At 70.3% G+C, this 23,297-nt stretch carries 22 protein-coding genes and 1 tRNA gene; 14 read left to right on the top strand and 9 right to left on the bottom strand.

Annotated features, from left to right (window positions below):
* Positions 1-163: 163 nt before the first annotated feature.
* Positions 164-649, top strand: coding sequence for an Lrp/AsnC family transcriptional regulator (locus OHA64_RS24245; RefSeq protein WP_405624077.1), 486 nt, complete (start codon positions 164-166; stop codon positions 647-649).
* A gap of 14 nt (positions 650-663) precedes the next feature.
* On the opposite strand, the gene OHA64_RS24240 is transcribed toward OHA64_RS24245, so the two are convergent.
* Positions 664-1,254 (bottom strand): TetR/AcrR family transcriptional regulator, encoded by a 591-nt coding sequence (locus tag OHA64_RS24240; RefSeq protein WP_405616411.1) that lies wholly within the window; start codon positions 1,252-1,254, stop codon positions 664-666.
* Complete coding sequence (locus OHA64_RS24235; protein ID WP_405616409.1) at positions 1,251-2,777, bottom strand: 3-hydroxyacyl-CoA dehydrogenase; 1,527 nt, start codon at positions 2,775-2,777, stop codon at positions 1,251-1,253. The genes OHA64_RS24240 and OHA64_RS24235 overlap by 4 nt, the downstream gene beginning before the upstream one ends.
* A gap of 160 nt (positions 2,778-2,937) precedes the next feature.
* Here OHA64_RS24235 and paaN point away from each other — a divergent pair, with 160 nt between their 5' ends.
* Positions 2,938-4,644, top strand: a complete 1,707-nt coding sequence (gene paaN / locus OHA64_RS24230) for a phenylacetic acid degradation protein PaaN (protein WP_405616407.1) — start codon at positions 2,938-2,940, stop codon at positions 4,642-4,644.
* A gap of 44 nt (positions 4,645-4,688) precedes the next feature.
* On the opposite strand, the gene OHA64_RS24225 is transcribed toward paaN, so the two are convergent.
* The 3 genes from OHA64_RS24225 to OHA64_RS24215 form a co-directional block, all read right to left on the bottom strand.
* Positions 4,689-5,450 carry a TrmH family RNA methyltransferase gene (locus tag OHA64_RS24225; protein ID WP_405616405.1) on the bottom strand — a complete coding sequence of 254 codons (762 nt, stop codon included), beginning with the start codon at positions 5,448-5,450 and terminating at the stop codon, positions 4,689-4,691.
* 143 nt (positions 5,451-5,593) lie between these two features.
* Positions 5,594-6,916, bottom strand: coding sequence for an HTTM domain-containing protein (locus OHA64_RS24220; RefSeq protein WP_405616403.1), 1,323 nt, complete (start codon positions 6,914-6,916; stop codon positions 5,594-5,596).
* On the bottom strand, positions 6,913-7,686 hold the full coding sequence (locus OHA64_RS24215) for a DUF5819 family protein (protein ID WP_405616401.1): 774 nt from the start codon (positions 7,684-7,686) through the stop codon (positions 6,913-6,915). Before OHA64_RS24215 ends, OHA64_RS24220 begins: the two co-directional genes overlap by 4 nt.
* 335 nt (positions 7,687-8,021) lie before the next feature.
* Here OHA64_RS24215 and paaA point away from each other — a divergent pair, with 335 nt between their 5' ends.
* The 6 genes from paaA to OHA64_RS24185 all read left to right on the top strand — a co-directional run bounded on the left by paaA (position 8,022) and on the right by OHA64_RS24185 (position 12,979).
* Positions 8,022-9,056, top strand: a complete 1,035-nt coding sequence (gene paaA / locus OHA64_RS24210) for a 1,2-phenylacetyl-CoA epoxidase subunit PaaA (RefSeq protein ID WP_405616399.1) — start codon at positions 8,022-8,024, stop codon at positions 9,054-9,056.
* On the top strand, positions 9,053-9,340 hold the full coding sequence (paaB, locus tag OHA64_RS24205) for a 1,2-phenylacetyl-CoA epoxidase subunit PaaB (RefSeq protein ID WP_362432773.1): 288 nt from the start codon (positions 9,053-9,055) through the stop codon (positions 9,338-9,340). The genes paaA and paaB overlap by 4 nt, the downstream gene beginning before the upstream one ends.
* Positions 9,337-10,071, top strand: a complete 735-nt coding sequence (paaC, locus tag OHA64_RS24200; RefSeq protein ID WP_405616396.1) for a 1,2-phenylacetyl-CoA epoxidase subunit PaaC — start codon at positions 9,337-9,339, stop codon at positions 10,069-10,071. Before paaB ends, paaC begins: the two co-directional genes overlap by 4 nt.
* Positions 10,065-10,664 carry a 1,2-phenylacetyl-CoA epoxidase subunit PaaD gene (gene paaD, locus OHA64_RS24195; protein ID WP_405616394.1) on the top strand — a complete coding sequence of 200 codons (600 nt, stop codon included), beginning with the start codon at positions 10,065-10,067 and terminating at the stop codon, positions 10,662-10,664. The genes paaC and paaD overlap by 7 nt, the downstream gene beginning before the upstream one ends.
* Positions 10,664-11,725: a 2Fe-2S iron-sulfur cluster-binding protein gene (locus tag OHA64_RS24190; protein WP_405616392.1), complete on the top strand. Its 1,062-nt coding sequence runs from the start codon at positions 10,664-10,666 to the stop codon at positions 11,723-11,725. The genes paaD and OHA64_RS24190 overlap by 1 nt, the downstream gene beginning before the upstream one ends.
* A gap of 120 nt (positions 11,726-11,845) precedes the next feature.
* The gene (locus OHA64_RS24185) at positions 11,846-12,979 is read left to right on the top strand and encodes an acyl-CoA dehydrogenase family protein (RefSeq protein WP_405616390.1); all 1,134 of its coding nucleotides are present in this window, start codon (positions 11,846-11,848) and stop codon (positions 12,977-12,979) included.
* Positions 12,980-13,023: 44 nt separating this feature from the next.
* Here the strand turns inward: OHA64_RS24185 and OHA64_RS24180 are convergent, their stop codons facing one another.
* The 3 genes from OHA64_RS24180 to OHA64_RS24170 all read right to left on the bottom strand — a co-directional run bounded on the left by OHA64_RS24180 (position 13,024) and on the right by OHA64_RS24170 (position 15,897).
* Positions 13,024-13,353, bottom strand: a complete 330-nt coding sequence (locus OHA64_RS24180) for a rhodanese-like domain-containing protein (RefSeq protein WP_405624076.1) — start codon at positions 13,351-13,353, stop codon at positions 13,024-13,026.
* Positions 13,354-13,427: 74 nt separating this feature from the next.
* Positions 13,428-14,285 (bottom strand): J domain-containing protein, encoded by an 858-nt coding sequence (locus tag OHA64_RS24175; RefSeq protein ID WP_405616388.1) that lies wholly within the window; start codon positions 14,283-14,285, stop codon positions 13,428-13,430.
* A 133-nt stretch (positions 14,286-14,418) separates the two neighbouring features.
* Positions 14,419-15,897 (bottom strand): DUF2252 domain-containing protein, encoded by a 1,479-nt coding sequence (locus OHA64_RS24170; protein WP_405616386.1) that lies wholly within the window; start codon positions 15,895-15,897, stop codon positions 14,419-14,421.
* A 365-nt stretch (positions 15,898-16,262) separates the two neighbouring features.
* Here OHA64_RS24170 and OHA64_RS24165 point away from each other — a divergent pair, with 365 nt between their 5' ends.
* Positions 16,263-16,478 carry a hypothetical protein gene (locus OHA64_RS24165; protein ID WP_405616384.1) on the top strand — a complete coding sequence of 72 codons (216 nt, stop codon included), beginning with the start codon at positions 16,263-16,265 and terminating at the stop codon, positions 16,476-16,478.
* Positions 16,479-16,524: 46 nt separating this feature from the next.
* Here the strand turns inward: OHA64_RS24165 and OHA64_RS24160 are convergent.
* Positions 16,525-16,608: transfer RNA gene (locus tag OHA64_RS24160), tRNA-Leu, on the bottom strand.
* Between the two features lie 551 nt (positions 16,609-17,159).
* Here OHA64_RS24160 and OHA64_RS24155 point away from each other — a divergent pair.
* From OHA64_RS24155 to OHA64_RS24135, 5 genes are all read left to right on the top strand, one after another.
* A complete protein-coding gene (locus OHA64_RS24155; protein WP_405616382.1) occupies positions 17,160-18,032 on the top strand; it encodes an FhaA domain-containing protein in 873 nt (290 codons plus the stop codon).
* 10 nt (positions 18,033-18,042) lie between these two features.
* Positions 18,043-18,555 (top strand): FHA domain-containing protein, encoded by a 513-nt coding sequence (locus OHA64_RS24150; RefSeq protein WP_405616380.1) that lies wholly within the window; start codon positions 18,043-18,045, stop codon positions 18,553-18,555.
* A gap of 98 nt (positions 18,556-18,653) precedes the next feature.
* Positions 18,654-20,225 (top strand): Stp1/IreP family PP2C-type Ser/Thr phosphatase, encoded by a 1,572-nt coding sequence (locus tag OHA64_RS24145; RefSeq protein ID WP_405624075.1) that lies wholly within the window; start codon positions 18,654-18,656, stop codon positions 20,223-20,225.
* 27 nt (positions 20,226-20,252) lie between these two features.
* Positions 20,253-21,704 carry an FtsW/RodA/SpoVE family cell cycle protein gene (locus tag OHA64_RS24140; RefSeq protein WP_405616378.1) on the top strand — a complete coding sequence of 484 codons (1,452 nt, stop codon included), beginning with the start codon at positions 20,253-20,255 and terminating at the stop codon, positions 21,702-21,704.
* Complete coding sequence (locus OHA64_RS24135) at positions 21,701-23,176, top strand: peptidoglycan D,D-transpeptidase FtsI family protein (RefSeq protein WP_405616376.1); 1,476 nt, start codon at positions 21,701-21,703, stop codon at positions 23,174-23,176. Before OHA64_RS24140 ends, OHA64_RS24135 begins: the two co-directional genes overlap by 4 nt.
* The last annotated feature ends 121 nt before the right edge of the window (positions 23,177-23,297 follow it).

The following is a 23,297-nucleotide window of genomic DNA, read 5'->3' as shown; positions in this document are numbered from 1 at the left end:
TCGGACGCGTCACGGGTGTGATGCGCCTCACCTACCGATTGTTCGGTCGTCGGCACATTTTGGCTACAGGCCCCCTCAGGCTGTGGACAAACGGTTCTCCACAGCCTGAGATGGACGCAGGACGTCCACGACAGGAAGGTGGGGGGACGTGGCATCTGAACAAATGGCCGAGAGCCCGGACGGCAACGGCCCTCGGCCGTCCCCTCGCCCCCTCGACGCCATCGACGAGGACATCCTGCAGATGCTGCAGGCGGACGGCCGCGCGTCGATACGGTCGGTCGCCGAACGGGTCCATGTCTCGCGCGCCAACGCCTACGCGCGCATCAACCGCCTCATCGAGGACGGCGTCATCCGCGGCTTCGGGGCCCGCGTCAACCACGAACGCGCGGGTCAGGGCACCTCGGCGTACGTCACCTTGAAGATCGTCCAGAACTCCTGGCGCACGGTGCGCGAGCAGCTCAGACAACTGCCGGGCGCCTCCCACATCGCTCTGGTCGGCGGTGACTTCGACGTCCTGCTGCTGGTGCACACCTCCGACAACCGGGCGCTGCGCGAGCTGGTGCTGACCCGGCTCCAGGCGATCCCGGAGGTGCTCAGCACCCGCACCCTGCTGGTGTTCGAGGAGGAGGACCTGGAGCCGCAGGGCTGAGCGTCCCGGGCTCCTCAGACGGGCCTGCCGAGCCCTCCGAACACCAACCGCACCACCGCTTCGGCGACCTCGCGCTCGTTCATGCCCCGCCCGTCCGGCCGGTACCACTCGACGATCGAGTTGATCATCCCGAAGACCAGCCGCGTCGCGAGCCGGACCTCCACGTCGCCGCGCACGTCGCCCTCCGCGGCAGCCGCCCTCAGCAGGTCGGCGACCCGGTGGTCGAAGTCGCGGCGCCGCTCCAGGGCCCACCGCTCGGTGCCGGTGTTGCCGCGTACCCGCAGCAGCAGGGTGACGTACGGGAGCTCGGCTATGAGCACCTCGACCATGCGCCGTACGACGTACTCCAGGCGCTCCGCCGCGCGTCCCACGCGCGCGTGCTCCTCGTCGAGGATCTCGAAGAGGCCGTCCAGCGCCCGGCTCACGGCCAGGCGCAGCAGCTCCTCCTTGCCGGTGACGTGGTGGTAGATCGACGACTTGGAGATGCCGGCCGCCTTGGAGAGGTGCTCCATGGAGGTGCCGTCGTAACCGCGCTCGTTGAAGACCTGGACGGCGACGGACAGCAGCGTCTGAGGCGTGTACGTGTCGCGCTTGGCGGTCGTCATGAGGTGCTGCCCTCCCGCTTGTCGGTGGCGTACGCGTGGCGGTACAGGGCGAGGGAGGGCGCGTAACGCCCCGAGGGGTCGCGCATATGCAGGTCGTCCAGGAGGGCGTAGGCCCAGTTGCGGCCCAGGCGGCGGCTCCATTCGAAGGGGCCCAGCGGATAGTTGACGCCGAGCCGCATCGCCGTGTCGATGTCCTCCTCGGTGGCCACGCCCTTGGCGACGGCGTCGTGCGCGAAGTCGACGATCCGGGCGACCGTACGGGCGACGATCATGCCGGGTACGTCGCCGATCACGCTGACCTGCTTGCCGAGCGCCTGGAAGAGGCCGGTGGCCTCGGCGAGCGTCTGCGGGGAGGTGTCCTGGGAGGCGGACAGGGCGATTCGGGACGCTCTGCGGTAGTCGAGCGCGAGGTCGAAGTACACGACGTCCCGGAACTCGACCGAGGTCTGTCCGTCGGCGAGGGCCAGCTGACCGCCGCTGGGCAGCACCAGCCGGGTGCCGTGGTCCTCGTCGTCCTCGCGGACCTGGATTCCCGCCTCGCGGATCAGCGGGACCAGCTCCGCCGCGGGTCCGAGGTCGCCTTCGACGACCACGTACACCGGTCGCCGCGCCGGCTCGGCGGTGTGCGGCTCGGGTCGCTCGGCGGCCTCACCTTCGGCGGGATAGTCGTACCAGCCCTGTCCGGTCTTGCGGCCGAGCCGGCCCGACTCGACCAGGCGCTGCTGGGCGAGTGACGGCGTGAAGCGCACGTCCTGGAAGAAGGACTGCCACACGGAGCGCGTGACGGACTCGTTGACGTCCTGGCCGATCAGGTCGGTCAGTTCGAAGGCGCCCATCCTGAACCCGCCGCACTCCCGCAGGACCGCGTCGATGGTGGCGGGGTCGGCGCCCTGGGCCTCGTAGACCGCGAACGCCTCGGCGTAGAAGGGCCGCGCGATGCGGTTGACGATGAAGCCCGGGGTGTCGGCACAGGCGACCGGGGTCTTTCCCCAGGCGCGGGCCGTCTCGTACGCGCGCGTGGCCGACGAGACGTCCGTGGAGAACCCGGAGACGACCTCGACGAGCGGGAGCAGCGGAGCGGGGTTGAAGAAGTGCAGACCGACGAAGCGGCCGGGGTTGCTCAGGGCACCGCCGATGGCCGTCACCGACAGGGAGGAGGTGTTGGTGACGAGCAGGCAGTCCTCGTCGACGACGCCCTCGAGCTCGCGGAACAGCTCCTGCTTGACGTCCAGCCGCTCCAGAACGGCCTCCATGACCATGGCGCAGTCGGCGAGGTCGGCGATGCTCTCGGCGGGCAGCAGACGGGTGCGTGCCGCCTCCCGGTCGGCGGCGTCGAGACGGCCCTTCTCGACGAGCCGGTCCAGACGCGCGCCGATCGCGTCGGCGGCCTCCCGGGCCCGCCCGGGCATGGCGTCGTACAGCCGTACGGTATGGCCCGCGACCAGTGCGACCTGGGCGATGCCCTGGCCCATGGTGCCGGCGCCGACGACGGCCACGGGGCTGCTGAGGTCGAGTCCTGTCATGTGCGCGATCCTCCCGCACGGGGTTTTCCACAGATGCGGCGGACCCCCTTGTCCCGACCGATCGTTCGGTTACTCTAACTCTGACCGCCTGTTCCCGCCCATGTTTCTGCCCAGGTCATGAGCTCGACGAAGAGTTCAGGAAACGAGGAGTTGGTCCCGCATGGCCGCCGAACTCACCGCGCACGATCTGATCGCCAAGCACCGGCCCACCCTCGACCAGGCGCTGGAAGTGATCCGCACGCGCGCGTACTGGTCGCCGCACCCCGAGCACCCCAAGGCCTACGGCGAGAACGGCAGCCTGGACGCCGCGGCGGGCAAGGCCGCCTTCGACGCCCTCCTGGGCACCCGCCTCGACCTCGGCCAGCCCGGCACGGACGACTGGGTGGGCGGCGAGGTCTCCCCGTACGGCATCGAACTGGGCGTCACCTACCCGCACGCGGACGTCGACGCGCTGCTGCCCGCCATGAAGGCCGGGCAGCGGGCCTGGCGGGACGCTGGCGCGGAGATCCGCGCGGTGGTCTGCCTGGAGATCCTCCACCGGATCAGCGACCGGACGCACGAGTTCGCACACGCGGTCATGCACACCTCCGGCCAAGCCTTCATGATGGCGCTCCAGGCGGGCGGCCCACACGCGCAGGACCGCGGCCTGGAAGCGGTGGCCTACGCGTACGTGGAGCAGGTCCGCACACCCGACACCGCGGAGTGGACCAAGCCGCAGGGCAAGCGCGACCCGCTGGCGCTCACCAAGCAGTTCACCCCGGTACCGCGGGGCATCGGCCTCGTCATCGGCTGCAACACCTTCCCGACGTGGAACGGCTACCCGGGCCTGTTCGCCTCCCTCGCCACGGGCAACGCGGTCCTGGTCAAGCCGCATCCGCGCGCGGTGCTGCCGTTGGCGCTCACCGTGCAGGTGGCCCGCCAGGTGCTGGCCGAGGCCGGATTCGACCCGAATCTGGTGGCCCTCGCCGCGGAGCGTCCCGGCGAGGGCATCGCGAAGACGCTGGCCACCCGCCCGGAGATCCGGATCATCGACTACACGGGCTCGACCGCGTTCGGCGACTGGCTGGAGGCCAACGCCCGCCAGGCGCAGGTCTACACCGAGAAGGCCGGCGTCAACTCCGTGCTGGTGGAGTCGACCGGCAACTACAAGGGGATGCTCGCCAACCTGGCCTTCTCCCTGTCCCTGTACAGCGGCCAGATGTGCACCACCCCGCAGAACCTGCTCGTCCCGCGCGACGGCATCCGCACCGACGAGGGCCCCAAGACCTTCGAGGAGGTGGTCGCGGACCTGGCCCGTTCCGTCGACGGCCTCCTGGGCGACGACGCGCGCGCGAACGCCCTGCTCGGCGCCATCGTCAACCCGGATGTGAAGACCCGTCTGGAGGCGGCCTCCGGGCTCGGCGAGGTGGCCCTCGGCTCGCGGGAGATCAGCAACCCGGAGTTCCCGGGAGCGGTCGTCCGCACCCCGGTCATCGTCAAGCTGGACGGTGCGCGGAAGTACTGGGACGGGGCGGACGAAGAGCCCGCCTACCTGCGCGAGTGCTTCGGACCCGTGTCCTTCGCCGTCGCCGTCGACTCGGCGGCCGACGCGACGGAGCTGCTGCGCCGGACCATCCGCGAGAAGGGCGCGATGACGGTCGGCGCGTACACCACCGACGAGGACGTCGAGCAGGCCGTCCAGGAGGTCTGCCTGGAGGAGGCGGCCCAGCTGTCGCTGAACCTCACGGGCGGGGTGTACGTCAACCAGACGGCCGCCTTCTCCGACCTCCACGGCTCCGGCGGCAACCCGGCGGCCAACGCGGCGCTCACGGACGGGGCGTTCGTGGCGAACCGCTTCCGGGTCGTGGAGGTCCGGCGCGACGCGTAGGGCACCTCGCAGTACACCTGGCAGAGCACCTCGTAGAGCACCTCCTAGGAGACGCCGAGTGCGCCCCCGGTCGCGCTCCAGTGGTACAGCGTCATGGCCACACTGGTCGCGAGGTTGTAGCTGGAGACCTGGGGTCGCATCGGCAGTGCCAGCAAGTGGTCGGCCCGGGCGCGCAGTTCGGCCGACAGGCCGCTGCGTTCCGAGCCGAAGGCGAGTACGGCGTCGTCCGGGAGCTTGATACCGCGAAGGTCGTCGCCCTCGGGGTCGAGCGCGAACACCGGCCCGGCCGGCAGTTCGTCGACGGTCAGCCGCTCCACCGCGGTCGCGAAGTGCAGCCCGGCTCCACCGCGTACGACCGTGGGATGCCAGGGGTCGAGCGTGCCGGTGGTGACCACTCCGGTCGCACCGAAACCGGCGGCCAGTCGGATCACGGCCCCCGCGTTGCCCAGGTTGCGCGGGTTGTCGAGCACCACGACCGGCGCGGTGCGCGGGGTGTGCGCCAGCCTTTTCAGATGGGACGCGCGAGAGGGACGTACGGCCAGGGCGGCCACCGCGGTGGGGTGGGGGCGCGGTACCAGGGAGGTGTACGTCGTCTCCGGGACCTCCGTCAGGAGCGCGTCCAGCGTGTCCCGTACGTCGGGGGCCAGCTCGTCGGCGAGGGCGAGCGCGGCGGCCCGGTCGACGGCGACGGCCACCGGCACCTCGGCGCCGAAACGCACCGCGTGCTTGAGGGCGTGGAAGCCGTCGAGCAGGACGGAGGCGTCGGTGAGCCGGTGCCACCGGCTCACGGGATCGGGGGCGGTCATGCCGTGAAGCCTACGTGCGTGTGCTCGGGGTGCTTGGTGCTTGGTGCTTGGTGCTTGGTGCTTGGTGCTTGGTGCACGAGGTGCCTGGGGTGCCTGGGTTCCCTGATGCCCTGGTCCTCGGGAACCTCGGGACCGCCAGGGTTCTACGAGTGCTCCTGGGCTTCCCGGTTGTCCGACGCCTCCTGCGCAGTCGGGGCGCCCTCGGGCCTCGGGACCTCCGCGGTCTTTGAAGCCTCCGAGGTCACCGGGTCCACCGGGGTGCGTTGCTCCGGCACACCCTTCGGAACTCCCGGACGGCCCCTGCCCGCCGCCCCCACCGTGACGGCCGGCACCGCCGGCAGCCGCTCACGCGCGCGCGTCGCCCGCCCGCCGAGCCGACGCAGGAACGACGTCGGCAGGAACACGGCGTCGGCGGCGATCATCGCCAGCGAGAAGAACGGCAGCCCCAGGATCACCGCGATCGCGGCATGCTCCATGATCATGGCGGTGAGCAGGACGTTCTTGACCCGTCGGTTGAACAGCGTGAACGGGAAGGCGACCTGCACGGCGACCGTGCCGTAGGTCACCAGCATCACCATCGTGCCGCTGGCCGACAGCAGGTCGGCGAGGGCGGGCCAGGGCGAGAAGTAGTCGAGGTGCAGGGGGTAGTAGGCGGCGGTGCCGTCCTGCCAGCGGGAACCCTGGATCTTGTACCAACCGGCCGTCGCGTAGATCAGACAGGCCTCGGCCATGATCACGAGCAGGGCACCGTTGTGGACGATGTTGCCGACCACGTCGAGCAGGATCCGCGGCTCGCCGGACCTGGCGAAACGCCCGACCGCCCACCACAGGGCCATCGCCAGCCATACCACCCACAGGAGCACCGGCACGGTCGGGTCGCCGTCGAGCCGGCCCGCCAGGGTCACCGCGACCAGCGCGAGCCCGAGCCCGCTCCACAGGGCCGGACCCACCCGGTCCGTGACGCGCTCCCCACGCGCGCGTGCCGCTCGCAACAGCCGTGCCCGGCGCGCGTCCAGCGACCACACCTGACCGCAGCGCGTGAACACGAGGTAGATGCACATCAGGTGCAGGACGTTGTCGCCGCCGTCCCCCATGAAGATGCTGCGGTTCTGCAGCGAGAGCACGCCGACCATGAACAGCACCGACATCGTGCGGGTGCGCCAGCCCAGCAGGAGCAGAGCGCTCGTCAGGACCGCGAGGGCGTAGAGGGCCTCGAACCAGAGGCTGCCGTCGGACCACATCAGGGCCGTGAAGGAACCGTTCGTCGAGATCAGCTGCTCGGCGAGGTCCCAGCTCCAGGGGCCGTCGGGACCGTACATCTCCTGGCGGTGAGGGAACTCGCGCAGCAGGAACAGCAGCCAGGTCGCGCCGAAGCCGATACGGATCACGGCGGTCTGGTACGGGCCGAGGGCGGATTCGGTGACGCGGGCTATACCGGTCGAGACGGAGAGGGCGAACCGGTTCATTTCGTGCCCCCTGCGGTCGTGCCCGCCGTATCCTCACTGCCCGCCGTGTGCGCCGTATCCGGCGCTGCCGACCACCAGGGCAGCACGCGGTACATCGGTTTGTCGGAGACCTGCTCGTCGCTCCACTCCGGCGCGGGCACGTTCGTGGTGCGGGAGCGGATCTGGACGAGGTCGACGGCACCACCCTTCCCGGCCGCGTTCTCGCGTTCCAGGCGCAGCGACACTATGCGGCGCAGGTAGGTCTCGGACAGGGAGCCGCGCAGGCCCGTGGAGCGGTTGTCGGTGTCGTGCGTGGAGACGAAGAAGTCCCAGGCCCGGCGCAGTTCGTTCTGCTGTGTGTGGCTCGGCAGCAGATTGCCGTCGATGGCCCGGCCGTCCTGTGCGGACAGGTCGTACCAGCCGGTGGTCCGTACCCCGCCGTCCGCGGACCGCACCTGCGCGCGGACCTGGACGGCGATGTTCTGCTGCAACGGGTTCGGTGCGAAGAGCTTCCAGTTCTGCTCGAACTCCGGGTAGATCCAGTCGTCGATCGCCTTGCCGTGCTGCTTGGTCAGCGTGTTCGACGGCGCGACATGCAGGAACACCATGCCGATGTGCACACAGACGGCGACCGCGACGACGGCGAGGGCCACGGCGACAGCGATCTGGTACCGGAGGGAGAGGGCCACGAGTCCGATTCGGGCTTCGGCGTCGGGGGCTGGGGCGGGGTCGGGGGCGCTGGGCTCGTCCGGCCCGTGCGGGGGCCTCCCGCTCTCGTCGTACGCGTCCATTCCGCCCCGTCTCCCCGATCCCGGCCCTGCTCCGGTTCTGTTCCCGGCGCCTTCCGCCCTGTTCCCGGCGGGCGTCCGTCCGCGCCCTCTCGCCCGTGCCGCCCGGCACACGGCTCGCACGACGCTCGCACGGAACGGTACTCAGAGCCGTCCTCCCGGCACAGCCCCCGTCGGCCCCACCCCGAAATCACCCCGGTTGTCCACAGGCCACGCCGGGGGACGCCCGCGAGTTATCCACAGCGGTTGACACCTTACGGCGCCCGTCTCACCATGGAATCGCACGAACCGAACGATCGGTCGGGAGTACCGGCAGAGTCCAGGTCGAGGGGGACCTCATGGCGACAGCAGCCGCGCACCACACGGCCCGGACGGCCGGAGCTCAGGCGTACGACGGACAGGGCGGCGTTCGTCAGGACCACGTCGTCGACACCGCCGCGTACGAGCGCGCCTTCGACGCCGCCGTGGCCGCCGACGAGCGCGTCGAGCCGCGCGACTGGATGCCCGACGCCTACCGCGCGACGCTGGTCCGGCAGATCGCACAGCACGCCCACTCCGAGATCATCGGCATGCAGCCGGAGGCGAACTGGATCACGCGCGCGCCCTCGCTGCGCCGCAAGGCCATCCTGATGGCGAAGGTCCAGGACGAGGCCGGACACGGGCTCTATCTCTACAGCGCGGCCGAGACCCTCGGCACCGGCCGCGACGAGCTGCTCGACAAGCTGCACACCGGCCGCCAGAAGTACTCCTCGATCTTCAACTACCCCACGCTGACCTGGGCGGACGTCGGCGCGATCGGCTGGCTGGTGGACGGCGCCGCGATCACCAACCAGGTCCCCCTGTGCCGCTGCTCCTACGGCCCGTACGCGCGCGCGATGGTCCGCATCTGCAAGGAGGAGTCCTTCCATCAGCGACAGGGATACGAACTGCTGCTGGCCCTCAGCCGCGGGACCCCGGAGCAGCACGCGATGGCGCAGGACGCGGTGGACCGCTGGTGGTGGCCGTCCCTGATGATGTTCGGCCCACCCGACGACGAGTCCGCGCACTCCGCCCAGTCGATGGCCTGGAAGATCAAGCGCCACTCGAACGACGAGCTGCGCCAGCGCTTCGTCGACATCTGTGTCCCCCAGGCCGAGTCCCTGGGCCTGGCCCTCCCCGATCCGGACCTGAAGTGGAACGAGGAGCGGGGCCACCACGACTTCGGCGCCATCGACTGGACGGAGTTCTGGGACGTGCTCAAGGGCAACGGTCCGTGCAACGAACAGCGGATAACGCAGCGCAGGCGGGCGCACGACGAGGGCGCCTGGGTACGGGACTCGGCCGCGGCGTACGCGGCCAAGCACAACGGCGGGACGGGAGTGAGCCGAGGATGACGAACACCGACTGGCCTCTGTGGGAGGTCTTCGTGCGCTCCCGCCGCGGTCTCTCGCACACGCACGCCGGCAGCCTGCACGCGCCGGACGCGGAGCTCGCCCTGCGCAACGCCCGCGATCTGTACACCCGGCGCGGCGAGGGCGTCTCGATCTGGGTCGTCCCCTCGTCCGTGATCACCGCGTCCTCGCCCGACGAGAAGGATCCGTTCTTCGAACCGGCCGCCGACAAGCCGTACCGCCACCCGACGTTCTACGAGATCCCGGAGGGGGTGAAGCACCTGTGACCGCACCCGAGTCCACGACCACACCCGGATCGGCTGCCGCCCTGGCCCTCGGTGACGACGCCCTGGTGCTCTCGCACCGTCTCGGCGAATGGGCGGGTCATGCCCCCGTCCTCGAAGAGGAGGTGGCCCTCGCCAATATCGCGCTGGACCTGCTCGGCCAGGCCCGGGTGCTGCTGTCGCTGGTCGGCGACGAGGACGACCTGGCGTATCTGCGCGAAGAGCGTGCCTTTCGCAACCTCCAGCTGGTGGAACAGCCGAACGGCGACTTCGCCCACACCATCGCCCGCCAGTTGTACTTCTCCACCTACCAACACCTGCTCTACGCCGAACTCTCAGGCGGAGACGGCCCGTTCGCCCCGCTGGCAGCGAAGGCCGTCAAGGAGGTCGCCTACCACCGCGACCACGCCGAGCAGTGGACGCTCCGGCTCGGCGACGGCACCGACGTGGGCCACGACCGGATGGGGCGGGCGTGCGAGGCGCTGTGGCGTTTCACCGGTGAGATGTTCCAGCCGGTGGAGGGGCTCGACGTCGACCGGGAGCGGCTGGAGGCAGCCTGGCTCGCCTCCGTCGAGGACGTGCTGCGCCGGGCCACCCTCACGGTCCCGGAGGGCCCGCGTTCCGGGGCGTGGCAGGCCGGCGCCGGCCGGCAGGGTCTGCACACCGAGCCCTTCGGGCGGATGCTCGCCGAGATGCAGCATCTGCACCGCAGTCACCCGGGGGCGTCATGGTGACGGTCACCGCCCTGGAGGCGGAACTCCTGGAGGTGGCCGGCTCGGTACTCGACCCCGAACTGCCCGTACTCACCCTCCAGGAGCTGGGTGTGCTGCGCGCGGTGCACATGCGCGGGGCCAACGCGGTCGAGGTCGAGCTGACCCCGACGTACACCGGCTGCCCGGCCATCGAGGCGATGTCCCTGGACATAGAGCGCGCCCTGCACCAGCACGGCGTGCGGGAGGTCACCGTGCGCACGGTGCTCGCGCCCGCCTGGTCGACGAACGACATCACGGACGAAGGACGCCGCAAGCTGCGGGAGTTCGGCATCGCCCCACCTCGGGTACGTCGGGAGTCCGGACCGCTCACGCTCTCGCTCGGGCCGACCCGCACACACGCCGGCGATACCGCGGTGCAACGGCAACCCGCGACGACCGACGCCACCGAAGCCACCGAAGCCACCGAAGCCACTGGGACGGCTGACCCGATCCACTGCCCGCACTGCGGTTCCGCGGACACCGAACTGCTCAGCCGCTTCTCCTCGACGGCGTGCAAGGCCCTGCGGCGCTGCCTTGCCTGCCGTGAACCGTTCGACCACTTCAAGGAGTTGTGATGGCCCGCTTCCACGCGCTCCCGGTGGCGGCGGTCGACCGGCTCACCGACGACTCCGTGGCGGTCACCTTCGCCGTGCCCCCGGAGCTGCGCGAGGAGTACCGGCACACACCGGGCCAGCACCTCGCCCTGCGCCGGAAGGTCGACGGCGTCGAGATCCGGCGTACGTACTCGATCTGCTCCCCGGCTCCCGCGACGGACGACGAGGGTCCGCGCACCCTGCGGGTCGGAGTGCGGCTGGTCGAGGGCGGCGCGTTCTCCACCTTCGCGCTCAAGGAGATCGACATCGGCGACGAACTGGAGGTGATGACCCCGGCGGGACGCTTCACGCTCGGCCCCGCGCCCGGCCTGTACGCCGCGATCGTCGGCGGAAGCGGCATCACCCCGGTCCTGTCGATCGTGGCGACACTGCTGGCACGGGAGCCCACCGCCCGGTTCTGTCTGATACGCGGCGACCGGACATCCTCCTCCACGATGTTCCTGGAGGAGGTCGCCGACCTGAAGGACCGCTACCCCGAGCGGCTCCACCTGGTGACGGTGCTCTCCCGGGAGGAACAGCAGGCGGGGCTGCCCTCCGGGCGGCTCGACCGCGAGCGGCTGACCGGGCTGCTCCCGGCACTGCTGCCGGTGGAGCAGGTGGCGGGCTGGTTCCTGTGCGGGCCGTTCGGGCTGGTGCAGGGGGCCGAACGGGCGCTGCGGGAACTCGGGGTCGCCCGGACCCGCATCCACGAGGAGATCTTCCACGTGGACCCGGTCGCCCCCACGGCCGTCGTCCCGGCTCCCGCGCACAGTATGGTCACCGCCCGGCTCGACGGCCGAGGCGGTACCTGGCCCGTCCAAGACGGGGAGTCACTGCTGGAAACGGTTCTGCGCAACCGGCCCGACGCGCCCTACGCCTGCAAGGGCGGGGTGTGCGGGACGTGCCGGGCCTTCCTGGTGGCCGGCGAGGTGCGGATGGACCGCAACTTCGCGCTGGAGCCGGAGGAGACACAGGAGGGATATGTCTTGGCATGCCAGTCGCATCCGGTGACGGAGAAGGTGGAGCTGGACTTCGACCGGTGAGAGGCCGGAGGTGACCGGCCGTTCCCTTCTTCTAGAACCTGTTCTATCTTGACGCCTCGTCAGACATCAGGTCGTCGACCCGGCCGATGGGCCGGTGCGCGCGTGGGAGGGGCAGGGACCGTGGACTTCACCTTCACCGAGGAGCAGCAGGCGGCGGCCGAGGCGGCGCGGGGGGTGTTCGCCGGGGTCGCGCCGGACACGGTGCCCAGTCCGTCCCTCACTGCGGGCGCCGTCGCCGAAGACTTCGACCGCGCACTGTGGAGCAGGCTCGCTGAGGCGGATCTACTGAGTCTGACGGCGGCCCCGGAGTACTGCGGCGCCGGCCTGGACGCCATCGCGCTGTGCCTGGTGCTGCGCGAGGCGGCGCAGGTGCTGGCGCGGGTGCCACTGCTGGAGCACAGCGCGGCCACGGCGGCCGTACAGGCCCACGGCGACGAGGAGTTGAGGTCCGCCCTGCTGGCCCGGGCCGGTCGGGGGGAGGTCGTGCTGACCGTCGCCGCGAGCGGCCGCACCGGCCACGACCCGGCCGAACGCGCCGTGACCGCACGTCAGGAGGGGCGGGAGTGGATCCTCGACGGGGTGCAGACGGCCGTGCCCTGGGCCTACGGCGCGGACCTCGTCGTCGTACCGGCGCACACGGCCGCCGACCGGACCGTTCTGGCGCTGGTCCCCCGCCTCCACCCGGGCGTCGTTCTCGCCGAGCAGATCTCCACCACCGGCGAGCGACTGGCCGAACTGCGCTTGGAATCGGCGCGGATCGCGGCCCGGGACGTCATCGATGTCGACGGCGCCTGGGAGTGGTTGCGCGATCTGCTGGCCACCGGGACGTGCGCGCTGGCCCTCGGTCTGGGCGAGCGGGTCCTGCGTATGACCAGTGACTACACCAGCAAACGCGAGCAGTTCGGGTTCCCGGTCGCCACCTTCCAGGCCGTCGCCGTCCAGGCCGCCGACCGTTACATCGACCTGCGGGCCATGGAGGCAACGCTGTGGCAGGCCGCCTGGCGGCACGGCTCGGGGGCCCAGGGGGCGCTGCCCGTCTCGGGTGATGTGGCCGTCGCCAAGATCTGGGCGGCCGACGGCGTCCGGCGGGTCGTGCAGACGGCGCAGCATCTGCACGGAGGGTTCGGCGCCGACGTCGACTATCCCCTGCACCGCTATCACGCCTGGGCCAAGCACCTCGAACTGTCGCTCGGCCCGGCATCGGCGCACGAGGAATCCCTGGGCGACCTGCTGGCAGCCCACCCACTGAGCTGAACGAAGGCACTGGCAGGGGCCGCCCCTTGAAAGCTCCGGCTCTCTCAGAGGACGAAGCCGGGCCGGCCCTCGTTCGTCACGACGGGCCGGCCTGCGGCCGCCCACACCTGCATGCCGCCGTCGACGTTCACCGCGTCCACGCCCTGCTGGACGAGGTACATCGCGACCTGGGCCGAGCGCCCGCCAGAGCGGCAGATCACATGCACCCGCCCGTCCTGCGGTGCCGCCTCGGTCAACTCGCCGTACCGCGCGACGAACTCACTGATGGGGATGTGCAGCGCCCCGTCGGCGTGGCCCGCCTGCCACTCGTCGTCCTCGCGGACGTCCAGCAGGAAGTCGCCGTCCTTGAGGTCCTGGACCTCGACCGTGGGCACACCAGCTCCGAAATGCATACCCCGACGCTACCCGACGTCACTCGGCGAAGAAGGCACCGGAAGGGTCGACCGGATCACCCGCTCTCCGGCTGGGCGAGTAGTTCCGCAAGCTCCGCCTCGCGCGTGGCTACGTCGGCCAGGAGCTTCTCGGCGATCTCGTCCAGGAGACGGTCGGGGTCGTCCGGAGCCATCCGGAGCATCGCGCCGATCGCGCTCTCCTCCAGGTCCCGCGCGACCACGGCCAGCAGTTCCTTGCGCTGGGCGAGCCATTCGAGGCGGGCGTACAACTCGTCGGCGGGCGTCGGCCCCTGCTCCGGGGGCTTCGGCCCGGCGGCCCACTCCTCTGCCAGCTCCCGCAGCAGCGCCTCGTCCCCGATGGCGTAGGCGCCGTTGACCCGGGTGATGAACTCCTCACGCCGACCCCGCTCGGTCTCGTCCTGCGCGAGGTCGGGGTGCGCCTTGCGGGCCAGGTCGCGGTAGAGCTTGCGGGCCTCGTCGCTGGGGCGGACCCGCTGCGGAGGCCGCACCGGCTGATCGGTGAGCATCGCCGAGGCTTCCGGGAACAGCCCCTGGCCGTCCATCCAGCCGCCGAACAGCTCCTCGACACCGGGCATCGGCATGACCCTGGCCCGCGCCTCGTCCGCCTTGCGCCGGTCCTCGGGATCGCCCGTGCGGGCGGCCCGCGCCTCGGCGATCTCGGCGTCCAGCTCGTCGAGCCGGGTGTACATCGGGCCGAGCTTCTGGTGGTGCAGCCGGGAGAAGTTCTCGACCTCGATCCGGAAGGTCTCGACCGCGATCTCGTACTCGATCAGCGCCTGCTCGGCGGCCCGCACAGCCCGCTCCAGCCGCTCCTCGGGCCGGGGCGCACCGCCTTCGGGCGTCTGCCGGCCCTCGCCGGCCCCACCATCTTGCTCAGCTTCCGGGGTCGTCACCCGACCAGCCTAGGCCACGGCCGGAGGAGACCTCGGAACGCGCCACCCTCACCCGCCGCCCGGCCGGCACCTCGCCGTCACACTCTCGTCCACCGGCACCCTTCCCTCCGCTCTCGCACCCCTCCGCCCGCTCTCACACCCCCTCGTCCGCCGCGATCCGCCCCGCCCGCACCGCCGCCACCAGATCCGCGTGGTCCGCCTCGGTGCGGTCGGCGTAGGCGACGGCGAACGTGGCGAACGCCTCGTCCAGTTCCTCGTTCTTGCCGCAGTAGCCGGCGATCAGACGGGGATCGGCGCTGTGCGCGTGGGCACGGGCCAGAAGGGCGCCGGTCATGCGGCCGTAGTCGTCGATCTGGTCGGCGGCCAGGGCCGCGGGATCCACACTGCCCTTGCGGTTGCGGAACTGCCGTACCTGGAAGGGCCGCCCGTCGACCGTCGTCCAGCCCAGCAGATTGTCGCTGACGACCTGCATGCGCTTCTGCCCGAGGACCACCCGGCGCCCCTCGTGGTCGACCGCCGGCGCCTCGAAGCCCGCCGTCACCAAGTGCGGCACCAGCACCGAGGGACGGGCCTCCTTGACCTGGAGGACCAACGGCTCCCCTCGATGGTCCAGGAGCAGCACGACGTACGACCGCGTTCCGACGCTGCCCGTGCCGACGACGCGGAAGGCGACGTCGTGCACCGCGTGCCGGGCCAGCAGCGGGAGGCGGTCCTCGGAGAGCGTGGTGACGTACTCCTCCAGGGACGCGGTCACCGCCGCGGCCTCCTCGTCCGGGACACGCCGCAGGACCGGCGGGGCGTCGACGAAACGGCGGCCGCCGTCCTCGGTCGGCTCGGTCGACTTCGCGGCGAAGCGTCCGCTGGTGTTGGCCCGCGCCTTCTCGGAGACCCGCTCCAGGGTGCCGAGCAGGTCGTGGGCGTCGGTGTGGGAGACGAGTTCCTCGTCCGCGATGGCGTTCCACGCGTCCAGGACCGGGAGCTTGGCGAGCAGCCGCATGGTTCGACGGTAGGAGCCCGCCGCTCCGTGCGCGGCCCGGTGGCAGGTGTCCTCGTCGGCACCCGCCTCGCGGCCGGCCAGTACCAGCGAGGTTGCGAGCCGCTTGAGATCCCACTCCCAGGGGCCGTGGACCGTCTCGTCGAAATCGTTCAGATCAATGACCAGGCCGCCGCGCGCGTCGCCGTACAGGCCGAAATTGGCCGCGTGCGCGTCGCCGCAGATCTGGGCGCGGATCCCGGTCATGGGGGTGCGTGCCAGATCATGGGCCATGAGACCCGCCGCTCCGCGCAGGAAGGCGAAGGGCGTGGCCGCCATCCTCGCGACCCGTATCGGCGTGAGCTCGGGAATCCGGCCGCGGCCGGATTCCTCGACCGCGCTCACCGCGTCGGGCCGGGCGGCGTCGAGGACGAGGGTCGCGTGCACGGCGCGCGGGACCCGGCGCCGCAGCGCCTTGCCCTCCTCCTTGGGTGATCCCTCGGCAGGCCATCCGGCGAAGCCACGTACCCCAGGGAGTCGACGGGCTCGCTCCGCGCTCACCGCCGCCTGATCAGCGGGCGCCGCGTCCGCTTCCACCGCCACCGCATCCGCTGCCGTCTCCGCACCGACCTCGGTCATGCCGACCGCCTCCCCCGAACTCGTACCCGCGGCTGCGGCCACAGCAGCAGCCGCACGAACATCAACTCGTGCCGACCGTACAGCCGGTGGCTGAAACCCGTCACACCCTGTGGACAACTCCACGGCTGTGGAAAACCCGGCGCCGCTCAGGCCCGCCCCAAAGCCACTGAGCCCCCCGTCGGACACTCGCCCTGCGGCGTCTGCTCCTACGCCCGTGGCGTGTCCAGCCCGAGCGCGAAATCCAGCGCGGCGGAATCCAGCGCGGCCCCACAACCGTCAGCCGTTACGACACAACACCCGTAGCGGAGGCCCTCCCGAACACTGGGAGCATCCCGAAAGCTCGGAGAGCAGCACCGGAAGGCCCGGTGATCCAGTGCGACCCCACCACGAACCCGGTCCCGCACACCCCCGACGCCCACACCTCCGGCTTCACCGACCCCGCCGGTGATCCACATCGCGACGTAGCGCTCCAGGACAAGCTGAAGGGAGCGACCAGCAGCGCCCGCGAACACCCCGACGATCGCCCCAAGACACCCCGCCGACCTGAGATGTTCCTCACAGCACCTGCGGCGCGGACATAGCAGAACGGGCGGCATCGTGTCTACGATGCCGCCCGTTCCGACGGTGTGCGCGAGGGGGGAGTTGAACCCCCACGCCCTTGCGGGCACTGGAACCTGAATCCAGCGCGTCTGCCTATTCCGCCACCCGCGCATTGGGTGTGTCCTCGGGCTGTTCCCCCTTGGGGTTGGCGCCTTCCGACACGCAGAACATTAGCACGCTGGGTGGGGTGGATTCACATCCCTTATGGCCGGGCAGCCGCCCACCAGCACGGTCTCGCGAACCCACCGAACCGGACGGGCCTCCGGCTACGTATCAAGGGGTGTCGATTCACGTATCAACCTCGTACCGGTCCCGCCCGTCTCCCCAGGAGCCGGTCCGGGTCCACAGCCCGGTGCGGGACACTGGTCTGCGGCCGCCTCTACGATCCCTTCGCAGGACTACGTCCGAGAAGAGTTCGAAGGGGAGTTCCACAGGGAACCTCGACAGGCGTCGACACCCGTCGACCGGTCCGACAGGGGGAACCAGCCGATTCACCGGCGCGTGGATACGATCAGTAAGCAGTACGAGCAGCACGACCAGTACGAGCGGTACCAAGCACGGTCTCGGCATCAGCGGCACCAAACGCGGTATCAGCGGTACCAAGCAGGGAAGTACCCGCTCAGCGGGATGCAGAACGGCAGCAGCTACGGAGGAGGTGCCCCATGGGAGTCCTGAAGAAGTTCGAGCAGCGTCTCGAAGGTCTGGTCAACGGCACCTTCGCCAAGGTGTTCAAGTCCGAGGTCCAGCCCGTGGAGATCGCGGGAGCGCTCCAGCGCGAGTGCGACAACAACGCGACCATCTGGAACCGCGACCGGACGGTCGTCCCCAATGACTTCATCGTGGAACTGAGCACACCGGACTTCGAGCGGCTCAGCCCCTACTCCGGACAGCTCGGCGACGAGCTCGCCGGCATGGTGCGCGACTACGCCAAGCAGCAGCGCTACACCTTCATGGGCCCCATCAAGGTCCATCTGGAGAAGGCGGACGACCTCGACACCGGCCTGTACCGGGTGCGCAGCCGTACGCTCGCCTCCTCCACCGACCAGCAGGCTCCCGGCAGCGCCCCGGCGGCCCCGGCTCCGGGCCGTCCTGGCCCCGGCGCGGCCGGCGGCTACGGCTACCCGCCGGCCGCGTCACCCGCGGGCGCCCCGCCGATGCCGGCCTCGCCGCCGCCCGGCGGCCGCCCCGGCGGTTACGGCTACCCGCAGCCCGCGGGCGGACAGCGGCCCCCGGCCGCTCCGGCGGCCGGTGGTCGTATGCGCCACTGGATCGAGATCAACGGCACCCGCCATCAGATCTCCCGCGCGACGCTGGTGCTGGGCCGCAGCACCGAGGCCGACGTGCGGATCGACGATCCCGGCGTCTCCCGCCGGCACTGCGAGATCCGGACCGGAACGCCCTCGACGATCCAGGATCTCGGCTCCACCAACGGCATCGTGGTGGACGGGCAGCACACCACCCGCGCTACGCTCCGCGACGGCTCGCGGATCGTCGTGGGCAGCAGCACCATCATTTACCGGCAAGCCGAAGGGTGAAGCGGGGGCAATGTCAGAGCTGACCCTCACGGTCATGCGGCTGGGTTTCCTAGCCGTACTGTGGCTGTTCGTGATCGTGGCCGTGCAGGTCATCCGCAGCGACCTGTTCGGTACGCGTGTCACCCAGCGCGGTTCGCGCCGGGAGAGCGGACGGTCCCAGCAGGCCGCCCGCCAGGCCGCGCCCCCGCAGCAGCGCCAGCAGGCCGCCGGGGGCCGGCAGCGTCGTAACGCCCCCACCAAGCTGGTGGTGACGGAAGGCACACTCACCGGCACCACCGTCGCACTCCAGGGGCAGACCATCACCCTGGGCCGGGCCCACGACAGCACCATCGTGCTGGACGACGACTACGCCTCGAGCCGTCATGCCAGGATCTACCCCGACCGCGACGGCCAGTGGATCGTCGAGGACCTGGGCTCCACCAACGGCACGTACCTCGACCGAACGCGGCTGACGACCCCCACACCGATCGGACCGGGCGCGCCGATCCGCATCGGCAAGACCGTCATCGAGCTGCGGAAGTAGTGCTACATCATGGATAGGCGCGAGCGGAGCGAGCACGCAGTGGCGGCCCCCATCACGGGCCCCGGCGCGCTCCCGACCGGAGGGTGGGCACCGTGCGGATGTACCCGGAGCCGACGGGCGAGGTGCGCATGAGTCTGTCACTGCGCTTCGCCGCCGGATCGCACAAAGGCATGATCCGGGAGGGCAACGAGGACTCCGGATACGCCGGTCCGCGCCTGCTCGCCATCGCCGACGGCATGGGCGGCGCGGCGGCCGGCGAGGTGGCCTCCTCCGAGGCCATCTCCACCATCGTCGCGCTCGACGACGACGTGCCCGGCTCCGACGTCCTCACCTCGCTCGGCACCGCCGTCCAACGCGCCAACGACCAACTGCGCGCGATGGTCGAGGAGGACCCGCAACTGGAGGGCATGGGCACCACGCTCACCGCCCTCCTGTGGACCGGTCAGCGGCTCGGTCTCGTACACGTCGGCGACTCGCGCGCGTACCTGCTCCGCGACGGTGTCCTCACCCAGATCACGCAGGACCACACCTGGGTGCAGCGTCTCGTGGACGAGGGCCGGATCACCGAGGAAGAGGCCACCACCCACCCGCAGCGCTCCCTGCTGATGCGCGCGCTGGGCAGCGGCGACCATGTCGAGCCCGACCTCTCCATCCGCGAGGTCCGCGCCGGCGACCGCTACCTGATCTGCTCCGACGGCCTGTCCGGGGTGGTGTCCCACCAGACCCTCGAGGACACCCTCGCCAGCTACCAGGGCCCCCAGGAGACCGTCCAGAACCTGATCGAGCTCGCGCTGCGCGGCGGCGGCCCCGACAACATCACGGTCATCATCGCCGACGTCCTCGACCTCGACACCGGGGACACCCTCGCCGGGCAGCTGTCCGACACCCCGGTCGTGGTCGGCGCGGTCGCCGAGAACCAGAACCACCTGCACGACAACGGCATCATGCAGACCCCGGCGGGCCGCGCCTCCGGACTCGGCCGCCAGGTACCCGGACAGGGCGGCTCAGGCGGCGAGTTCGGCCCGCCCGGCTCCGCCGACACCACCGGCTACATCCCCGAGGGCAGCTTCGGCGACTACGGCGACGACGACTTCGTCAAGCCCCGCAAGGGCCGCAGGTGGCTGAAGAGATCGTTCTACCTCGTGGTCGCGCTCGGCGTCATCGGCGGAGGCCTCTACGGCGGCTGGCGCTGGACGCAGACCCAGTACTACGTCGGAACCAACGGCGAGCACGTCGCGCTCTACCAGGGCATCAGCCAGGACCTGGCCTGGATGTCGCTCTCGAAGGTGTCGAAGGACCACCCCGAGATCGAACTCAAGTACCTGCCGCCGTACCAGCAGAAGCTGGTGGAGAGCACGATCGCCGAGGGCGACCTGAAGAGCGCCCAGAAGAAGATCACCGAATTGTCCGTTCAGGCCTCCGCGTGCCAGAAGCAGTCCGAGCGGCAGGCGGCCGAGAGCGAGAAGAACTCCAAGACCGGCGCGGGCGAGGCCGGAGGCACCACGGGAACCACCCGCACCTCCCTCACGTCCAAGGCGACACCGACACCCAACCCGTCGGGCTCGCAGCCGACCTCCCCGTCCCCGTCCACGACCGCACCCACTCCCAGCCCCGGCCCCACTCTCTCGGAGGAAGAGCAGAAGGTCGTCTCGCAGTGCGGTACGCAGTAGGCAAGCCGTGAGAGGCCCCGTCACACGATGAGCAGTACAACCAACCCGTCGACGCACCACACGTCCACGATCGGCTCGATCGGCACGCCGAGCCGGCGCAACACCGAGCTCGCGCTACTGGTGTTCGCCGTCCTCATCCCGGTGTTCGCGTACGCCAACGTGGGACTGGCGATCAACGACGAGGTGCCGCCAGGGCTGCTGAGCTACGGCCTCGGACTCGGCCTGCTCGCAGGCGTCGGTCATCTCGTCGTCCGGAAGTTCGCGCCGTACGCCGATCCGCTGATGCTGCCGCTGGCGACCCTGCTGAACGGGATCGGCCTGGTCGTCATCTGGCGTCTGGACCAGTCGAAGCGGCTGCAGGCGAACAAGGACTTCGTCGAGGCGGCCCCCCGCCAGCTGCTGTACTCCGCGATGGGCGTCGCCCTGCTGGTGGCCGTCCTGATCTTCCTCAAGGACCACCGCGTCCTGCAGCGCTACACCTACATCTCCATGGCCGGCGCGCTGTTCCTGCTGGTTCTGCCGCTCGTCCCCGGACTCGGCGCAAACGTCTACGGCGCCAAGATCTGGATCAGGATCCCCGGCCTCGGCACACTCCAGCCCGGCGAATTCGCGAAGATCGCCCTCGCGGTGTTCTTCGCCGGCTACCTCATGGTCAAGAGAGACGCCCTGGCCCTGGCCAGCCGCCGCTTCATGGGCCTGTACCTGCCCCGCGGCCGCGACCTCGGTCCGATTCTCGTCGTCTGGGTCATCTCGATCCTCGTCCTGGTGTTTGAGACCGACCTCGGAACATCCCTGCTGTTCTTCGGGATGTTCATCATCATGCTGTACGTCGCCACCGAGCGGACCAGCTGGATCGTCTTCGGTCTGCTGATGTCCGCAGTCGGCGCCGTCGGCGTGGCGAGCTTCGAGCCGCACATCCAGACGCGTGTGCAGGCCTGGCTCGACCCGGCGCACGAGTTCGATCTCAGCCGCTCCGGGGTCCAGGACGGCATCGTCCACTCCGAGCAGGCCATGCAGGCCCTGTGGGCCTTCGGCTCCGGCGGCACGCTCGGTACCGGGCTCGGACAGGGCAACTCCGACCTCATCGGCTTCGCCGCCAACTCCGACTTCATCCTCGCCACCTTCGGCGAGGAGCTGGGCCTCGCGGGCGTCATGGCGATCATGCTGCTCTACGGCCTGATCGTCGAGCGCGGTGTACGCACCGCACTCGCGGCCCGCGACCCGTTCGGCAAGCTGCTGGCCGTCGGCCTGTCCGGCGCCTTCGCCCTCCAGGTCTTCGTCGTGGCCGGCGGTGTCATGGGCCTCATCCCGCTGACCGGTATGACGCTTCCGTTCGTGGCGTACGGCGGTTCCTCCGTCATCGCCAACTGGGCCCTCATCGGCATCCTGCTGCGCATCAGCGACACCGCACGCCGCCCGGCGCCCGCCCCTGCCCCCAGCCCCGACGCCGAGATGACCCAGGTGGTCCGCCCGTCATGAACAAGCCCCTGCGCCGGATCGCGATCTTCTGCGGACTCCTCGTCCTGGCACTGCTCATCCGCGACAACTGGATCCAGTACGTCCAGGCCGACGGCCTGCGTGAGGACCCGGACAACCGCCGTGTCGCCATCGCGCGCTACGCCACCCCCCGCGGCGACATCATCGTCGGCGGCGACCCCATCACCGGGCACGCGACGACCTCCTCGGGCGACTTCAAGTACAAGCGCACGTACAAGAACGGCGCGATGTGGGCGCCGGTCACCGGCTTCGTCTCGCAGGCCTACGGCGCCAACCAGCTCGAGAACATCGAGGACGGCATCCTCACCGGCAACGACGACCGGCTGTTCTTCCGCAACACCCTGGACATGATCACCGGCAAGGAGAGGGAGGGCGGCAACGTCGTCACCACCCTCAACGCCGCCGCGCAGAAAGCCGCGTACAACGGGCTCAAGGAGCGAGGCAAGGGCGCCGTCGCCGCGATCGAACCGTCCACCGGCAAGATCCTGGCACTGGCCTCCTACCCGTCGTACGACCCCTCCACGATCGCCGGCGGCAGCGAGTCGGACGCCGAGGCCTGGAAGAAGCTGGACAAGAAGAACAACCCCGACGACCCGATGCTCAACCGGGCGCTGCGCGAGGTCTACCCGCCCGGCTCCACCTTCAAGGTCGTCACCGCAGCCGCGGCGCTCGAGGACGGCCTGTACACCGACCCGGACGCTAAGACGAACTCGCCGTTGCCGTGGATCATGCCGGGCACCACGACCCCGCTGAAGAACGAGGGGAACATCCCCTGCGAGAACGCCACCCTGCGCGAGGCGCTGCGGGTGTCCTGCAACAGCGTCTTCGGCAAGATCGGCTCCGACCTCGGCAACGACAAGATGCTGGAGGAGGCCAAGAAGTTCGGCTTCACCTCCGAGCAGTTCACGCCGGTCCGTTCCAGCGCCTCGGTCTTCTCCGACGGCATGAACAAGTCGCAGACCGCACTGTCCTCGATCGGCCAGTACAACACCGCCGCGACCCCGCTGCAGATGGCCATGGTCGCCTCGGCCATCGCCAACGACGGCACCCTCATGAAGCCGTACATGGTCGACGAGCTCCAGGCGCACAGCGTGGACCCCGTCGAGAAGACCGAGCCGGAGAAGCTGAGTGAGCCCCTGTCGGCGAAGAACGCCCAGATCCTCCAGTCGATGATGGAGACCGTCGTCAAGGAGGGAACGGGTACGAGGGCGCAGATCGGCGGCGACGTCACCGTGGGCGGCAAGACCGGTACCGCCCAGCACGGCGAGAACAACAGCAAGAACCCGTACGCCTGGTTCCTCTCGTACGCCAAGCTCGCCGACAACAGCTCGCCGGTCGCCGTGGCCGTCGTGGTCGAGGACGACGCCGCCGTCCGTGACGACATCTCCGGCGGTGGCCTCGCGGCGCCCATCGCGAAGAGCGTGATGGAGGCGGTCATCAACAGCAAGAAGTGACCCCGCTCACGTCCCCTTCACATCGGTGCACGTTGCGATACCGGTCCTGTATCGGGTGACGGGCTTGGCCAGGTCACACAGAGCCAGACGGGTACGGTAGGCCCGGACGGCAGCCTCCGAC

Source organism: Streptomyces sp. NBC_00076, from assembly GCF_045041235.1.
Lineage (GTDB): Bacteria > Actinomycetota > Actinomycetes > Streptomycetales > Streptomycetaceae > Streptomyces.
Note: the sequence above shows the minus strand (reverse complement) of the source record. Positions and strands in the feature narration are given on the sequence as shown.

Bases quoted from the DNA above. Each gene is read 5' to 3' on its own strand.
- OHA64_RS24220 (WP_405616403.1), bottom strand. From the start codon at position 6,916: ATGAACCGGTTCGCCCTCTCCGTCTCGACCGGTATAGCCCGCGTCACC.
- OHA64_RS24245 (WP_405624077.1), top strand. From the start codon at position 164: ATGGCCGAGAGCCCGGACGGCAACGGCCCTCGGCCGTCCCCTCGCCCC.
- paaN (WP_405616407.1), top strand. From the start codon at position 2,938: ATGGCCGCCGAACTCACCGCGCACGATCTGATCGCCAAGCACCGGCCC.
- OHA64_RS24135 (WP_405616376.1), top strand. From the start codon at position 21,701: ATGAACAAGCCCCTGCGCCGGATCGCGATCTTCTGCGGACTCCTCGTC.
- paaD (WP_405616394.1), top strand. From the start codon at position 10,065: ATGGTGACGGTCACCGCCCTGGAGGCGGAACTCCTGGAGGTGGCCGGC.
- paaA (WP_405616399.1), top strand. From the start codon at position 8,022: ATGGCGACAGCAGCCGCGCACCACACGGCCCGGACGGCCGGAGCTCAG.
- OHA64_RS24215 (WP_405616401.1), bottom strand. From the start codon at position 7,686: ATGGACGCGTACGACGAGAGCGGGAGGCCCCCGCACGGGCCGGACGAG.
- OHA64_RS24145 (WP_405624075.1), top strand. From the start codon at position 18,654: ATGTACCCGGAGCCGACGGGCGAGGTGCGCATGAGTCTGTCACTGCGC.
- OHA64_RS24190 (WP_405616392.1), top strand. From the start codon at position 10,664: ATGGCCCGCTTCCACGCGCTCCCGGTGGCGGCGGTCGACCGGCTCACC.
- OHA64_RS24140 (WP_405616378.1), top strand. From the start codon at position 20,253: ATGAGCAGTACAACCAACCCGTCGACGCACCACACGTCCACGATCGGC.
- OHA64_RS24170 (WP_405616386.1), bottom strand. From the start codon at position 15,897: ATGACCGAGGTCGGTGCGGAGACGGCAGCGGATGCGGTGGCGGTGGAA.
- OHA64_RS24150 (WP_405616380.1), top strand. From the start codon at position 18,043: ATGTCAGAGCTGACCCTCACGGTCATGCGGCTGGGTTTCCTAGCCGTA.
- OHA64_RS24225 (WP_405616405.1), bottom strand. From the start codon at position 5,450: ATGACCGCCCCCGATCCCGTGAGCCGGTGGCACCGGCTCACCGACGCC.
- OHA64_RS24155 (WP_405616382.1), top strand. From the start codon at position 17,160: ATGGGAGTCCTGAAGAAGTTCGAGCAGCGTCTCGAAGGTCTGGTCAAC.
- OHA64_RS24235 (WP_405616409.1), bottom strand. From the start codon at position 2,777: ATGACAGGACTCGACCTCAGCAGCCCCGTGGCCGTCGTCGGCGCCGGC.
- OHA64_RS24240 (WP_405616411.1), bottom strand. From the start codon at position 1,254: ATGACGACCGCCAAGCGCGACACGTACACGCCTCAGACGCTGCTGTCC.
- paaB (WP_362432773.1), top strand. From the start codon at position 9,053: ATGACGAACACCGACTGGCCTCTGTGGGAGGTCTTCGTGCGCTCCCGC.